General features: G+C 41.6%; 11 protein-coding genes, 1 pseudogene and 1 riboswitch. Of the genes and pseudogenes, 8 read left to right on the forward strand and 4 right to left on the reverse strand.

What is annotated here, in order from left to right; genetic code table 11:
- The first annotated feature begins 72 nt into the window (after positions 1-72).
- Positions 73-217: riboswitch (cobalamin riboswitch) on the forward strand.
- Positions 218-793: 576 nt separating this feature from the next.
- From ACP6PM_RS31510 to ACP6PM_RS31535, 6 genes are all read left to right on the forward strand, one after another.
- On the forward strand, positions 794-2,137 hold the full coding sequence (locus ACP6PM_RS31510) for a calcium-binding protein (protein WP_426590813.1): 1,344 nt from the start codon (positions 794-796) through the stop codon (positions 2,135-2,137).
- Between the two features lie 362 nt (positions 2,138-2,499).
- Positions 2,500-2,958 (forward strand): hypothetical protein, encoded by a 459-nt coding sequence (locus ACP6PM_RS31515; RefSeq protein WP_426590814.1) that lies wholly within the window; start codon positions 2,500-2,502, stop codon positions 2,956-2,958.
- A 391-nt stretch (positions 2,959-3,349) separates the two neighbouring features.
- Complete coding sequence (locus ACP6PM_RS31520) at positions 3,350-4,054, forward strand: CADD family putative folate metabolism protein (RefSeq protein ID WP_426590815.1); 705 nt, start codon at positions 3,350-3,352, stop codon at positions 4,052-4,054.
- Between the two features lie 376 nt (positions 4,055-4,430).
- On the forward strand, positions 4,431-5,297 hold the full coding sequence (locus ACP6PM_RS31525) for a (2Fe-2S) ferredoxin domain-containing protein (RefSeq protein WP_426590816.1): 867 nt from the start codon (positions 4,431-4,433) through the stop codon (positions 5,295-5,297).
- Between the two features lie 264 nt (positions 5,298-5,561).
- Positions 5,562-6,170: a hypothetical protein gene (locus tag ACP6PM_RS31530; RefSeq protein ID WP_426590817.1), complete on the forward strand. Its 609-nt coding sequence runs from the start codon at positions 5,562-5,564 to the stop codon at positions 6,168-6,170.
- 186 nt (positions 6,171-6,356) lie between these two features.
- Positions 6,357-8,009 (forward strand): iron uptake porin, encoded by a 1,653-nt coding sequence (locus tag ACP6PM_RS31535; protein WP_426590818.1) that lies wholly within the window; start codon positions 6,357-6,359, stop codon positions 8,007-8,009.
- 365 nt (positions 8,010-8,374) lie between these two features.
- Here ACP6PM_RS31535 and metE read toward each other — a convergent pair whose 3' ends face one another.
- Positions 8,375-10,732, reverse strand: a complete 2,358-nt coding sequence (metE, locus tag ACP6PM_RS31540) for a 5-methyltetrahydropteroyltriglutamate--homocysteine S-methyltransferase (RefSeq protein ID WP_426590819.1) — start codon at positions 10,730-10,732, stop codon at positions 8,375-8,377.
- 138 nt (positions 10,733-10,870) lie between these two features.
- Between metE and ACP6PM_RS31545 the strand changes: the two genes are divergently transcribed.
- Both ACP6PM_RS31545 and ACP6PM_RS31550 read left to right on the forward strand, forming a co-directional pair.
- On the forward strand, positions 10,871-11,794 hold the full coding sequence (locus ACP6PM_RS31545) for a LysR family transcriptional regulator (protein WP_426590820.1): 924 nt from the start codon (positions 10,871-10,873) through the stop codon (positions 11,792-11,794).
- A 353-nt stretch (positions 11,795-12,147) separates the two neighbouring features.
- Positions 12,148-12,276: a LysR family transcriptional regulator gene (locus tag ACP6PM_RS31550; protein WP_426590821.1), complete on the forward strand. Its 129-nt coding sequence runs from the start codon at positions 12,148-12,150 to the stop codon at positions 12,274-12,276.
- Positions 12,277-12,289: 13 nt separating this feature from the next.
- Here ACP6PM_RS31550 and ACP6PM_RS31555 read toward each other — a convergent pair whose 3' ends face one another.
- The 3 genes and pseudogenes from ACP6PM_RS31555 to ACP6PM_RS31565 form a co-directional block, all read right to left on the reverse strand.
- Positions 12,290-13,534, reverse strand: coding sequence for an RNA-guided endonuclease InsQ/TnpB family protein (locus ACP6PM_RS31555; protein WP_426590822.1), 1,245 nt, complete (start codon positions 13,532-13,534; stop codon positions 12,290-12,292).
- 835 nt (positions 13,535-14,369) lie between these two features.
- Positions 14,370-14,927, reverse strand: a complete 558-nt coding sequence (locus ACP6PM_RS31560; protein ID WP_426590823.1) for a hypothetical protein — start codon at positions 14,925-14,927, stop codon at positions 14,370-14,372.
- 238 nt (positions 14,928-15,165) lie between these two features.
- Positions 15,166-15,429 (reverse strand): annotated as a pseudogene (locus tag ACP6PM_RS31565) (vitamin B12 dependent-methionine synthase activation domain-containing protein); the annotation flags it as partial.
- Between the last annotated feature and the right edge of the window lie 40 nt (positions 15,430-15,469).

Consider the following 15,469-nt stretch of genomic DNA (forward strand, 5'->3'; position numbering starts at 1 on the left):
CTCAATAGTTGTCCAGATAGTTGACCAGAAAATTTTTTGGTAAAAGCATTGCATTAATTGAATAGCTGTGCTTTAATATCATAACAAATTGGTTCTGACGGAGACAACCGTTAGAGGAAACGGGGAAAGTTCGGTGTAAATCCGGCGCTGTCCCGCAACTGTGATGAGATAAAAATTATCTCTCAGTCAGAATGCCCGCCGATTGGATAGTAACTTTATAGAACATCTGCGAGGTACGGATGATGATTAATATGGTATGGGCAAAATGGGAATTGCCCCTAAATAAGAAGCTTTCGCTACAGATATTTAGACAGAGCTTATTTAAACCAAACTCTGGGAAACAGCTACTACTTAAAAAGAAGTAAATTAGCATTTATCTTTTCTTTTGTGGATTTAATACCCCACCATAATCACCGTGCTGAAAATTACTTGGGTGGGAATCTTCCCTATGTAGTTTTCCCTTTTGCCTTTTTCAATCAATTAAGAATAAAAAAATAACAGCTAGAAAGTTGAGAAAAAGTAGAAATAGTGCTTCGGAATCTACTGTTAAAAAAAGGTAATAGAAACAACGATTAACGGTGGGATTAATAGCGATCGCAACTACTTTGGTATTAGCAAAGGTAGCTGGGATAGAAAGTCTTGCATAACTTTAAATAGCACTCAGCAGTCAGCACTAGGACTTTTTTAGGCTGAGTCGGGGATTTCAAGCCCGACAAGGGCTATCCGGCTTATAGAAGCCGGGGCTCAGAGCTATAAAAGCTGATAGCTAGTTAAAAAGAAATATTATCAAAAAATGACAACAATAATAGGAACAGAAAATAGTGAACTCCTCACAGGTAGTTTGGAGGCAGACGAAATATATGGTTTAGCAGGAGACGACACAATCAATGGTCTGGAAAGTGGAGACTTAATTAGTGGTAACCAAGGCAACGATATTCTCAACGGAAATGCAGGTAGCGACACGCTGCGGGGTGGTAAAGGAAACGATAATCTCTCTGGAGACCTTGGCAGCGACGATATTTATGGCGATGTAGGTACGGACACCTTAACTGGGGGAGAGGGTTTCGATAATTTTGTTCTCCAACGACAAAATCAACCACCAACAGGAGAGCCAGATATTAACCAAGCAGACTTAATTACTGACTTTAATCTAGAACAAGATGCCATTGGTTTATTAGGAGGAATAACTTTTGAAGACCTCAATATTTTTCAAGGCAGTAATGAACTAGCTGACAGCACCATTATCCAAGATGCAGTCACAGGAGAATTTTTAGCCGTCCTCTCAGGTGTTAACAGCAGCGAACTTACCGAAGACCAATTTAGAATCTTTGTCCGACAACTCGGACCTTATTCCAGTTCCACCCAAGACCCAGAAAAAATTGATTCTGCCATCCCTGGTTTTATTAGTTCTGAGGGCGAAGGTTTAATCAGACCGGACAGTGTTGTTAATCCAATATTTGCAGCATGGGCAACAGGATTTCAAAATTATTCCCCTGCACCAGGAGTTGATGAAAGATTCCAAACTCCAGAACTAACATTAGGACCTACTGCCAGAACAGATAATTTTATTGATATTGCTTCTCTGGGCGACCTAACTCAAGAACAAATAGATGCAGGAGTACCGCCAGGAGAGATTACTTTAACCTTTGACTCTGGTATTCGTAACGGTGCAGGAGCAGATTTTGCAGTATTTGAAAATGGCTTTAATAACCTCGGCGGTATTTTTGCCGAACTAGCATTCGTTGAAGTTTCTAGCGATGGGGTAAACTTTGCTCGTTTTCCTAGCGACTCTTTGACAGGGCAAGCAGTAGGTAGTTTTGATGCCATCGATCCAACGCAAGTCTATAATTTAGCTGGTAAGCACGTTAATAATGCTTCTGAGTTTGAGGGAGAATTTTTTGGCAGTTCCTGGGGGACTCCTTTTAACTTAGATGACTTAATTAACGATCCGTTAGTAACATCTGGTGTAGTGGATATTAATGCTATTCGGTTTGTTCGGGTTGTAGATATTCCTGGTAATGGTAGCTTTTTAGATGCTACAGGAGACCCTATTTTTGACCCTTGGACAACTGCAGCACCAACTGCGACTTCTGGTGGTTTTGATTTGGAAGCGATCGGGGTGATTAATGTTATTTAGTAACTTAATCGAGAGAACTAAAATGAGGTAATTTACAGCAGATTCCACTTTGGTGAGCTACACCCCTCGCGGGCAAGATGCCCGCACCAAAAACATTGACAGCAATTTCGGAGTTAGTGAGGTACAAAATTTTATTATTTGTTAAAGACTAGAAGTCTGGTAACACAAGCATCCTGGTTGTTCAGGCTTCCAGAACTGCAAATAACTCTACTTCACCATCCTCATGCATTGCTGTAATTTATGGGTGACACTGCTAAAACCCAGTCTTGAGTCTATAAATCTTACTTTTGACTTTTGACTTTTGAATTTTAATTTTCCCAATCTGAGAGAGTCCTACTTCGTTAAATAGGTTATTGAATCAAATGGAGCAAGAAAATTATTTAGATAATTGGCAGCAAGAGTTTATTGCTACTAATTTAATCTCTATAGGATATAATGCTTGGCAAGGTTATTTAAGTGGCCAACGGGGTCTAATTATTTGTAGTACAAATTCACCTATGATTAGTGCAACTGGAGAAACATTTAAAGTACATTTTGTGCCTCGTAATAATCTTGCACCTCTTCTCAATGCCTGGTTAAAAGCACCCGATACTGTCCTCCTTAAAAGACATTTTATGAATGATCATATTCTGGCGGCTGTTGATAATTACAATCCTCAAAAGGATGTAGTTTTCATGTTAGAATCTGGCAGTTCTGTTACTTTCTTTTATCTTACTAATTTACCGATTAGTCCGCCTGATTGTTATCAGCAAGTTATCAAAAGTTGGGATGAATTTCCATCTCAATATTCTTCTGAATATCAAAATAATCATCATATTTAAAATTTGGTGATTTATTGTATCTTTAATTTGACATAAGAAAAAGTTATTGTAAGGGGTCATCCGTCAGCGATTCAATGCTCTAGTTATGAATTATTAGCTCATTATCAACTCAAAAGAGTAATTAGTATCCAAGGACAATTAAAACTTCAAAAAAAAATTATTTAGCTAATCTTAGTAGTTGATTGATTCTGGCAAAAGCTGAATACTGAATGCTCATAGATGAATACTTACAAGTTATTTACTTTTATTTTCGATTTATACCATTAAGAAAAATATTTTGTCGAATAAACTATTCTTTATTACAAGTTGATTTTGATGAAATTTATTCAGCTCTTGACAATAAAAAAAATCATGATAATATATGTAGGTATTCTTAATTTTACCAACAATTATGTTAATTGAAAATACCAAAATGACGGTTCAAAAGTTTCTTGTTCAATTAGACGAAATTATTGAAAAACAACATTTACTTAAGCACCAATTCTATCAAATGTGGAATGAAGGAAAATTATCTTTAGAAATGTTGCAAGAGTACGCTCAAGAATATTATCTACAAGTTCATTATTTCCCTACTTATGTTAGTGCTACTCACGCAGCTTGTGACGACTTAGAAATAAGAAAAATGCTCCTAGAAAACCTCATGGAAGAAGAAATGGGAGCGGCAAATCACCCAGAATTATGGTTGCGTTTTGCAGAAGGTTTGGGTGTAAAACGGGAAGCTGTACAAGAGCGCGAACACCTAGTAAAAACTCAGGAATCTGTGAAGCTTTTACAGCAGTTATCCCGCAGTGAAAATCCAGCAAAAGGTTTAGCTGCTCTCTATGCTTATGAATCCCAAATTCCTGAAGTAGCTACTACTAAAATTGCTGGTTTGAAAGAATTTTACGGCATTAATTCTGAAGCAGCTTTGGCATTTTTTAAAGTACATGAAAAAGCCGATGAAATTCACAGCCAAGTTACACGAGAAGCATTAGTAAAACTCTGTGAAACTGATGCTCAAAAACAGGAAGCATTAACAGCAGCAGCAACAGCAGTAGACGCTTTAAATTTACTACTTGATGGCGTGTATGAAGAATATTGTCAAGCTGTGAATTAATTAGAGCAATTTTCAGGTAAGGAACGGAAATTAAATAAGACCGGGAAATTATGGTTTCAGCCACATAAACCTCTTGAGCGTAATTAATTTTATCCGGTTTGATTTTCTTCCCATTCCTAAATAGACCACAGTAGTTGAACCAACTGAAGGCATCATCTTCAGTTGCTACTTCTGGTAGTTTTTACTTGGAAGCCATTGGGGTAATTAATGTTATTTAATCAGTGGAAGGGAATAGGGAGTAGAGCAAGAAGAATCAACAAGTATAATTAAATAGTATTGACTAAAATATAGCTGGTCTTTTGCAAGTGTTTTGTCTGCAAACCCCTACTTTTGAGGTATTTTGGTGATAAACAAACTTTAAATCCAGAGAACTAAAATGAGTGAATTTAATCAATGGGTGACACCATTAAAACGCACGGTATCAGAAAAAAATCCTAAAAGTGGAACAATACAATATGAAGATTTTCCTACTACAATAGATGTCACTGGTCCTCTATTGTATACATTAATTCAGCAAAATTGGCAGCAAGTTCAAATAGGCCATGTTGTTGAAGGTGGGGTACTAGAATTAGAATTCACTGAACCTCCAAAACTTTGCTTAATTTATGATGGTTATTTGACAGTAGCAACTCCCGCTTGGCACCTTCATTTATGCTTAGAAAAAAATTTAGGAGGACCTCACTGTACGACACCAATAGAATTAAGAGAAAAACGTCTTTTAAGTCGGGCAGCATTTTATCGTAACTTAAACCCTGAAGGAGTAGCAAAAAGTTGGGGGATTCAGTTTTGGAATGGGGCGGGAGAAAAGTTAATGACGATATTTTTACCGAATCCATTTTTAGGGGAAGATGAAGATTATTTACCGGTGAAAAAAGCGGAGTTTTCCAAACTTGCACTTTATGAGGAATTACGAGAAATTTATGTTTTAGGAACTCGTCCGATTCCTTTTAATAGTAATCCTTTAAAACGACCTTATTTGTCTGTTTGTCGGTCGAGTCGTTGTTATCCTTCTCGGAAGTGGCAGCCAATTTTTGAGGCTTTACAAACTGCGGTAAAAACATCAGAATTAGATATAGATGTGATTACTTCTGGCTGTTTGGAAGTTTGTAAAATGGGTCCGGTTGTCTTTTATTCGGCAGACCGAACTTGGTACACTCGTGTCACTTCTGATGTGGCTGGACGTATTGTTAAAGAGCATTTATTAGGAGGGGTGAAGTTATCTAAAAATTTATATCCTAAGTAGAGAAGTTGCATGGAATATCCAGATAAAGTAAAGTATGGAGGGAAGAATATGTATCAATGATAAATTCTTTATTGTTTGCTTGTTCTAGATATATTAATACCAAACTAAGCTGATTCTTGAGATGGAAGAGAAACTCTAATATTTTGAGATTTTTAAGGCGTTTGGTCTCCAAAACCTATAAATTTAGGATAACCTAATTACTGTTTTTTTTAATATCTCATATATGGAAAATTGATTGTTAAAAAATGATAGGAATCAAGATTTATGAATAATAAAATCACTGTTGATTCGCAGGAAAATTATAATGTTTGGAGTCATGCTGAAAAAGCAATGTCTCATTCTCGTCTGTGGCAATTTTTGTTAATTACTCTTGGCAGTGCTAGTAGTATTATTTATCCTCACGTTCCCTTAGTAGGTTTTGCTGCTATTAGTGGGGTGACACTTAATAGAAAACAGGCGATAATTTCTTCAATAACAATTTGGTTAGTTAATCAATTCTATGGTTTTACTCTCCGTCAATATCCCCAGACTTTAGAATCTTTGACTTGGGGATTGGTGATGGGTTTGGGAACATTATTAGTAACAATTGTAGCTAGTATTAAGCCTAAATTTATTGAGCATAAAATCTGGAAGTATTATTTATGGTTGAGTGCTAGTTTAGTAATAGGATATGTCTTGTTTGAAGGGATAATATTGTTGACTGCTACCTTAATGGTGGGAGACAGTCATGGTTTAACGGTGGGAATTTTAGGGAGGATTTTTGTTAAAAATATAGTCTGGACGATCGCTCTAACTTTTATCCACAGTTTGTTGATTTGGAATGGGATTAAATTCTTTAAAAGAGGGGAACAGAGTTCTATCGCTCCTACTTAAGACAACTTGACAAACAGCTTCTTACATAAATGTTTTGAGATTCGTTAATTGAAAAATAAGTCAATTCTTCACCCTCGCTTATATCCTTATCCAACAATAGTTTTGTCAGCTTGGATAATATTTGCTTTTTATCCTTAAATCACTAGAGGATACTACAAACAATTAATAGGTATTAATTAGAAATTAATGAAAAAAATTCTTAAGAAAGCCAGAAAATATAGCCCAGTTATTCTGAGTACCACCTTATTCATAGCCAATCCTGCTCAGGCAACTCCCCCAATACAAATCGCCCAGGCATTTCGTCCCCTACCAATGGATGACCCCTCATTAGAAATGCCCAATGTATCTGAGCTAGAAGCAGAAGAGCCAATAGATCAAGTAACATCTGTCTCCCAACTATCAGACGTGCAGCCTACAGATTGGGCATTCCAGGCATTACAATCATTAGTAGAACGTTATGGTTGTATAGCAGGTTATCCCGACGGCACCTACAAAGGCAACCGCGCCATGACTCGCTTTGAATTTGCTGCCGGATTAAATGCTTGCCTAGACAGAATCACAGAATTAATTGCTGCAGCAACCAGTAACCTAGTTACCAGAGAAGACTTAGCTATATTGCAACGTTTACAAGAAGAATTTGCCGCCGAACTAGCAGCATTGCGGGGTCGTGTAGATTCTTTGGAAGCACGCACCGCTGAACTAGAAAGCAATCAGTTTTCTACTACCACCAAACTCAATGGTGAAGTTCTATTTTGGTTAAATGATACTTTTGGGGAAAGAGCAGAAGCCCGTGGAGAATCTTCTGGTAATGACAAAACCGAGACTTCTCTTTCTTATCGTGTCAGGCTAGAGTTTGAGACTAGCTTTACTGGAGAAGATTTGCTCTTTACTCGTCTACAAGCTAATAATCTTAATGAGTTGAGCGAACCAGACCTCACTAATACCTTAATGACTCTTGCCTCTATTGATGAGGGTGATGCTAATGATAATTTTGGTATTGACCTGATGTTCTATCAGTTTCCCATTGGAGAACGTGCCCAAGCTCTCATCGGTCCGATTGGAGTTGACCTAGATGATGTTTCTGTAGTTCTAACACCCTTTGCAGATGAAGGGGATGGCACTATCTCTCGATTCGGACGACGCGACCCAACCATGTTCCGAGGTCCAGCTAATGCAGGTGTTGGTTTTAGCTACGCATTTAATGATAAGTTTCAAGTAAATGTAGCTTATTTAGCAGACGATCCGGCAAATCCTCAAGAAGGTGCTGGTGCATTCAATGGTGCTTACAGTGCATTAGGCCAACTTGTGATTGAACCTAACGATAGCTTGGCATTTACTCTAGGTTATGTGCGTAAGTATTGGGGTGACGATGGGGTTGATATTACTAATGGTACTGGTAGTTTTAAAGCTCAAGACCCCTTCGATGGTGTGGCGACAACTGCTGATAACGTTGGGTTGCAAGCTCATTGGAGAGTGAATGAAAAGTTGGAAGTGGGAGGTTGGTTTGGTTCTACCTGGGCGCGACCAGAAACTGAGAATAGTGATGATGATGATATTACTATCATTAATGGAATGTTGTATTTTGCTTTCCCAGACTTATTGAGAGAAGGAAATCTTGGTGGTCTGATGGTTGGCGTGCCTCCTATTGTTACTGATGGGGGTGATGATGATGCCTTGAAGGATGATGATACATCTATACATATAGAGGCAATTTATCGTATTCAAGTTAATGATAATATCTCTTTGACTCCTGGTTTATTTGTGATTACTAATCCTAATCACGATGATGTTAATGATACTATTTGGGTTAGTACATTCCGGACTCAGTTTAAGTTTTAACTAAAATCTGCGATCGCTTGACCAATCCTGCGGAAGGCGGGATTCTGCCTATGGAAACTGATTCATTAATTGATAATAGTACCGGCCCTTCGTAGGCGGTCAGCAGGTTATCTTCTGTCATAACTTCGTGGCGCGGGCCTTTGGCGACAACTTGCTTGTTCAGCAATAACAACTGATCCTAATTATCCAGGGTTTTGCTGAGGTCATGGGTAATGACGAGCAAGATTTTGGCCTGGGCTTTCAGCTCGTTAAAAATGTCGAACATAATGGATTCTGTTTTCTGATCCACTCCAGTGAAGGGATTCTCCGAAATTATGCTAAATTGCCCCAAATCGCAGCTTCGCTACTTTAGGGGCAACAACTAGCTAGTTGGAGGCCATAGCACGAAGTTTTGTTGCGGTCTCGACCATGTTGATGAGGGAAGGCTTCACTTCCGACCATTGGCGAGTCTTGAGGCCACAATCCGGGTTAACCCAGAGGTTCTTACGGGGAATCACGGCTTCCGCTTTTGACATGAGGTTACTCATTTCATTGGTGGGGGGCACCCGTGGCGAGTGGATGTCATAGACCCCTGGGCCGATCTCATTTGGATACTTGAAGTCCACGAAGGCATCGAGCAACTCCATATTTGAGCGCGAGGTCTCAATAGTGATGACGTCGGCGTCCATGGCAGCGATGAATTCGATGATGTCGTTGAACTCGGAGTAGCACATATGAGTATGGATCTGGGTATCATCCTTCACCCCGCAGGCACTGAGGTGAAAACCCTTCACCGCCCAGTCGAGATAGTGATCCCACTCGCTCCGGCGTAACGGCAAGCCTTCGCGGAAAGCAGGTTCATCGATCTGGATGGCGGCGATGCCTGCTGCTTCGAGGTCCACCACTTCATCGCGAATCGCCAGGGCAATCTGATGCGTGGTAACGGAACGTGGCTGGTCGTCGCGCACGAAACTCCACTGGAGGATCGTAACCGGGCCGGTGAGCATCCCCTTCATCGGGCGATTGGTCAGGGTTTGAGCATACTTGGACCAGTAGACAGTCATGGGCTTGGAGCGGCTGACATCGCCAAACACGATCGGCGGCTTCACATAGCGAGTACCGAAGCTCTGCACCCAGCCGTTGCTGGTAAAGGTAAAGCCTTCGAGATTTTCGCCAAAGTATTCCACCATGTCATTGCGCTCGAACTCGCCGTGAACAGGCATATCAATCCCGATCTCGTCTTGGAAAGCAACGCATTTAGCAATTTCTTCCTTAATGAACTGGTCGTAGTCCGCATCGCTTAGGGTTCCTTTCTTCCACTGGGCGCGTGCATGACGCACTTCTTTGGTTTGAGGGAATGAGCCGATAGTCGTGGTCGGGAAATCCGGCAAACTGAGTTTTTCCCGCTGCTTGGATTGGCGTTCGGCAAAGGCAGAGGCGCGGTCGAAATCGCTAGGCTTAACTTCAGCAAGGCGCTTTTTCACGGCATCATTATGGATGCGCTTGCTAGACTTTCGGGAAGCAGCAGCGGCACGGTTGGCTTCAAAGCTCTCCACACTTCCGACTTCATCGAGAAGCTGCCGGAGTTCAGTGACTTCGGTGAGTTTTTCGTCGGAAAAAGCCAGCCAGCTTTTCAGCTCTTCATCAAGCTTTCTTTCGTTTTGCAGGGTGACAGGGGAATGCAGAAGCGAGCAGCTAGGTGCGACCCAGAGCCTATCCGCACCAACAGCGGCCTTGGCCTTCTGCAAAACTTTTAGCGAGGCATCGTAATCATTCTTCCAAATATTTCGGCCTTCAACGATTCCTGCGGAGAGAATTTTGTTATTCGGGAAGGTAGCCAGAACAGTGTCGATGTCCTCTGAACCCCGCACAAAATCGAAGTGTAAGGCGTCAACCGGCAACGCAAGGTAGTCGTCAAGATTATCTCTAACGCCACCGAAATATGTGGTGACGAGCAGCTTTGCCGAACCTTTGGCCTTGCAAAGGCGATCGTATGCTGCCTTCAAAGCATCGCGCTGTAGATCGCTAAGGTCGGTGGAAATAATCGGCTCATCGAGCTGTATCCATTCCGCTCCTCTGGCTGCAAGCTTGTCGATAATCTTTTCATAGACGGAGACAAGGTTATCGAGAAGGGTCAACGGATCGAAGTCTGGGTTGCTAGAATCCTGTACCTTGCCTAGGGATAGATAAGTCACGGGGCCGATTAGCACTGGCTTCGCGTTAATCCCCAGTGCCTTTGCTTCCGCGAACTCATCAAAGACTTTGGTGCCGCTCAGGGAAAACTTTGTATCTGCCCGAAACTCAGGCACGATGAAGTGGTAATTCGTATCGAACCACTTTGTCATTTCGCTGGCGAAAGTGGAAACCTTGTTTGCTTGGCAGTCCTTCTCGTCTTCAACCAAAGAAGCGCCGCCCTCCGTACCACGAGCGATGGTAAAAACTGTGTTGATATCTGTCTGCCCACCTTGCCACTCGAAACGCGACGGCACATTGCCAAGCAGGCAGCTCATGTCTAGCACTTGGTCGTAAAAGGAGAAGTCGTTGACCGGGATCAGATTGATTCCGGCTGCCTGTTGCTTCTTCCAGTTTATTTCGCGCAAGTTCTTGCCTGTAGCTATCAGCTCAGAAAGAGGCAGCTCGCCTTTCCAATATGCTTCCGTAGCCTTTTTTAATTCACGCTTGGCTCCGATGCGAGGGTACCCCAGGGAATGTGTTTTGATAGTGGTATTATGGCTTTTACTCATAGAACTTGTCTCCGATGTAAGAGTATTCCAGCAAATTTATTTTGCTGTTTTCCTTGTTGTCTATTGGACATTAATCTTACTATATCTATCAGACTTGACCTTGACAAGGGAATACAAATGATATTTACTCATGGAGTAATGAGCAAAATTCATGGAAAACTGATGACATTTCTCGAACGCAGCCACCTTGATATTATCCGCGCGGTTGACTTGCATGGGAGTATGACCGCAGCCTCAAATGCACTACACCTGACACAATCGGCGTTGAGCCACAGTATGCGTAAGTTGGAAGATCGGGTAGGGGTAAAGCTTTGGCATAGGGAAGGACGTAGCCTTCGCCTCACTCCGGCAGGAACCTATTTGCTGACCACAGCCAATCGCCTGATTCCCCAGTTCGTCCACGCAGAAGAACAATTAGCACAGTTCGCTCGTGGTGAGCGGGGAACATTACGGATTGGCATGGAATGCCACCCATGCTACCAGTGGCTGCAGAAGATCGTCACTCCCTACTTGCGCGCCTGGCCGTTGGTGGATTTTGAGGTCAAACAGAAGTTCCAATTTGGCGGCATCGGTGCGCTCTTTGCATACGAGATCGACCTGCTGGTGACACCCGATCCTCTGCGAAAAAAATCACTACATTTTGAACCTGTCTTTGACTATGAGCAGGTTCTGGTTGTCTCTTCGGAACATCCACTTGGAGAGAATGATTACGTCATTCCCGAGCAGCTCGGCGAGGAAGTGCTTTTCACCTATCCGGTTTCTCAGGATCGCCTAGATATCTACACCCGCTTCCTCGCTCCGGCGGGCAGGACGGTCAGAAAACAGAAAGTGGTCGAGAGCACGGACATAATGCTTCAAATGGTTGCCTGCGGACGCGGAGTGGCGGCTCTACCACGCTGGCTGGTAGAGGAATTCTCTGAAAAATATCCCGTGCGTGCAGTGCGACTAGGTCCCAGTGGCGTCGAAAAGCAAATCTTCTTGGGCGTCCGTCGCACCGATCTCGAAGTTGATTATCTCAATGCATTTATGGAGCTTGCTCGTAACTACAGTGAGCATCCTTGAATAACCTGAGTTCGGGAGAAGGAAGGGAGTAGGGAGTAAGCTGAAAGTTACCAAACATCAGCACCGTCCTCCGCAATGACTACTAGCTTAACCTCAGTTATGGATAAGCTTTAACCCTGTTAACCCGAACTCACGTTAATTATGCTTTAAATAACCAGTTTATCGAGTTCTCAGTTCAGACAGATTGTAGGGAGTTGTTCATCTTGCCAATTAGTCGCTTGAGGGAATAGGGAATAGGCAATGGCCAATATTAGGGAATAGGAAAAAGGGAAAAGTACGCTAAAAATGGGAATTTCTGATTTTTTTGTACTTTTTAATTTTTGACAATCTATTTAGGATTGCTATATTCCATTATGACCGCTGCCTCAAATGCGCTACACCTGACACAATCGGCGTTGAGCCACAGTATGCGTAAGTTGGAAGAACGGGTAGGGGTAAAGCTTTGGTATAGGGAAGGACGTACCGTACGAATTAAACTGTAGAAAATTGCAGTTGTTAAATTCTTGATATTGGATTAACCAATATAGGCTGTACGGCACAGCGCACTATTCCCTCGCCACTAAATGCCTCTGGGAATTTCTTTCTGATTATCTGAAGAGAGCCATTAATATCGGCATTAATCACTTTACCTGTTCCACTTCTAAACAAACCGCGTTTGACTCGTTTTCCCACATAATTCTCATGGCGTCTGGGCAATTCTAGGTCAAGTGCAGAAGTTTTACTGGTGTAACTTTCTTCTGTTTCCATAACTTTGATGCCAGCAAGTTCACATTTATAAGTTATCTGTTGAATTAGCTTAGAGTGGGGTATTTGGGTAAAGTTTTGATTGTTTTTTTTACCTATGTTTGCACCTTGTTTCCAGTTATCATTTTTTCCAATTACTACAGTACCAATATTACTCTTCACTAAATAATTAACCACTAACTTGCTGGTGTTATGCAGGTAATTCTCGACAAAACGATTTCTATGATAACTCAATGCTTTAATCTTACGACTGGTTTTTCTGTTGCCTTTGAGATAATTTTGGTACTTGGCTTTACGTTTGTTATATAGTTGATTGACACTTTTTAGTGGCTTCCCATTAATCAGCAGTGGTTTCACACCAGGCTTATTTGTAGATAGAGCTACTAATCTGTCAATTCCCAAATCTATTCCAGCTATATATGTGGACTCCATCCATGGTTGGGATGTTTTTTCATATACTACTTCAATTATATAGCAACCAGTGGCAGGTACTATTCTGACTTCAACTACAGTATCCACAACTACAGGTATTTTGATTTCACTCATTGATAAGTGACAAATACCCTTCTTCAAACTTGCTCTATAGACTGATTCCTTTGAATAGATAACTACATTTCTACCTTTGGTTTTGTCCTTATATTTGGGTATTTTGGGCTTACCCAAAAACTTACAGGGATGTTTTGACCATTCTTTTACAGCCTGAAAATAACCACGCCAAGTTGCAATCAAGGATTTGATTATTTGTTTTGATACTTTAGTTGGTAATGCTCTGTAAGCATCGCTATCTTTGGTGGTGTGGTAAAGTTGAGTTAAATCCAGACTATGACCAGTACAAAAAAAATGCTGACGACAGTAATAATTAGCCAAATTATACAAGTTTTTTGACTTAAAGGCTAAGTCATCGCACAACTGCCAATACTGGTGTGCTTGTCTAATAATATGTCTGTCAACAACTCTCATTGGACGCTCAACTCCCACTAGGCTTTGAGGTAACATAATGTCATTTCTATTATGTTAGAACACTTTTATTGATTTTACAACTATTTTCTACGGTTTAAGTTTAACAGTTAATTACCCCAGATATATCTGTCCCCACCAACAAGGTTCCCTTGATTTCCAGTCTGGAGACCTTTTACGGGGGAAGACCCGAACCTTTTTTCGCAAACACCGCCTCAAAGGCAATCAATCGACATAAGTCCCATCAGAACTCGACGCCTGTAATAGAAGAAAATATCGGCTCCGCCGTCCGGGAAAAATTTCTGCTTGCAACAAGTTGCTGGCTTTCTATTCATCATAGGTTAGATGACCGAGGGTGGGTTTGATGGTACCACGACCGATTGTTTGCGATCTACAAATCTGGGTGATTCGGGAGTTGACCAGACTCCGGTAAGAAAGGGGACCACCAAGGCCGCCAAAAGGACAAAACCACCAAGCGAACTGGTACCCGTCGCTCCATCTATAGGCAAAAGAAAAGACAAGGTGACATAATGTCATCATTAGCGCACTTACATATATCCGGGGTGTAGGAGAGTGAAGAAAAATGATATCTCGTTTAACCCAATGGTGTGTTATACTTGATAAAGTGTAAGTTTATATGGGGAGGACCACGAAATAGATGTTCAAAATTAAAAACGCGATATATATCCTAGTAATAGCTGTTGCCCTAACTTTCTTTAACCCAGCCAGTGCGGAAGCGGATGTCTACAGGTTAGGTACTAGCTGCGGGAGATTAATACCGGGAAACCGGGTGGAGCAGGAAGTGCTAGATCAAATAAGTTTTACCCGACGAGCGACCATGGAAAACGCGATGAAGTATTAAGCGAACGAAAAATTACGGTACGGTTATTACGGCGATCAAGGCTATAATCTTATCGTTGACGGTGAACGAGGCTGGCACTATGGCAACGATGATGAGTTTGACCAAACAAATGAGCACATAACAGTCACCGTCTGCTACGATGGCAAGTATAAAGGTAAGGTACACGCTTACGAAACATCCGAAAACGGAATATACGACGCATCGGAGGTTTAGCACAGTGTAGAACGGTGGAAAGGCAAGATCGAAAGACTCTAACAACAATACAACCTCTGTGGTTGGATCGTAATTATCGACAACTTCCAAGATGTGATCAATCATAAAGTGATGGTGCAAAATTGCAGTGTCAGGAGCCGCTAACCAGGCATTCAGGAACGGCGCAAGGCGAGAACGTCCTACAAAATGGGTTTTGAATGATTCTCCGCCAACCCCCAATGTTGGAGAATTTGTGCTACAAACTATCGCGCCGCGCTTCTGACTGAGATGACCAGCCCAAGCATTATAGCCAATGACCAGCAAATTACTGGCAATAAAATCTTGATGCCAATTCGATCCATCGTTTGTTTCACTCATTAGAGACCTCTATTTTGAAAGCCAATCCAGTTGAAATTTAGTCAGGTTTTGATGCGTTACGCTATCGCTAACACATCCTACGGGAATCTCCTTCGATCTACATTAGAGGTCGCCTGGATTTAAGCGCGATCTCATTGCCGTAACGCACCACATAGTCAAGTTTTGATGCGTTACGCTATCGCTAACACATCCTACAGAAACCTAGCAATTATCAAGAAAAATTAGAGGTCGCCTGGATTTAACCACGACCCCATTGCCGATCGCTATAAGCACTAAAAGATCTAGCGACAGGATGATAGGTGACAAAAGCAGTAGTCGTTTGCTCTGGATCAAGCTGTTCGCTCTCATATATCGATATCCCAATGCGATCGCATCCCAATAATTGCAAATGTGGCATTCGATCCATCACCATCGGACAAGCTGGATAGCCAAAACTATACCGAGAACCCTGATACCTTTGGGCTAATACATCGCGAATGTTATCTGGCTCTAAATCTCCATAGCATGAGGATTATTTGTCGGTGAAAAAAGCGGATTTTTCC

Source organism: Dapis brunnea BLCC-M229 (assembly GCF_050015995.1).
In the GTDB taxonomy this organism is placed as follows: Bacteria; Cyanobacteriota; Cyanobacteriia; order Cyanobacteriales; family Microcoleaceae; genus Trichodesmium.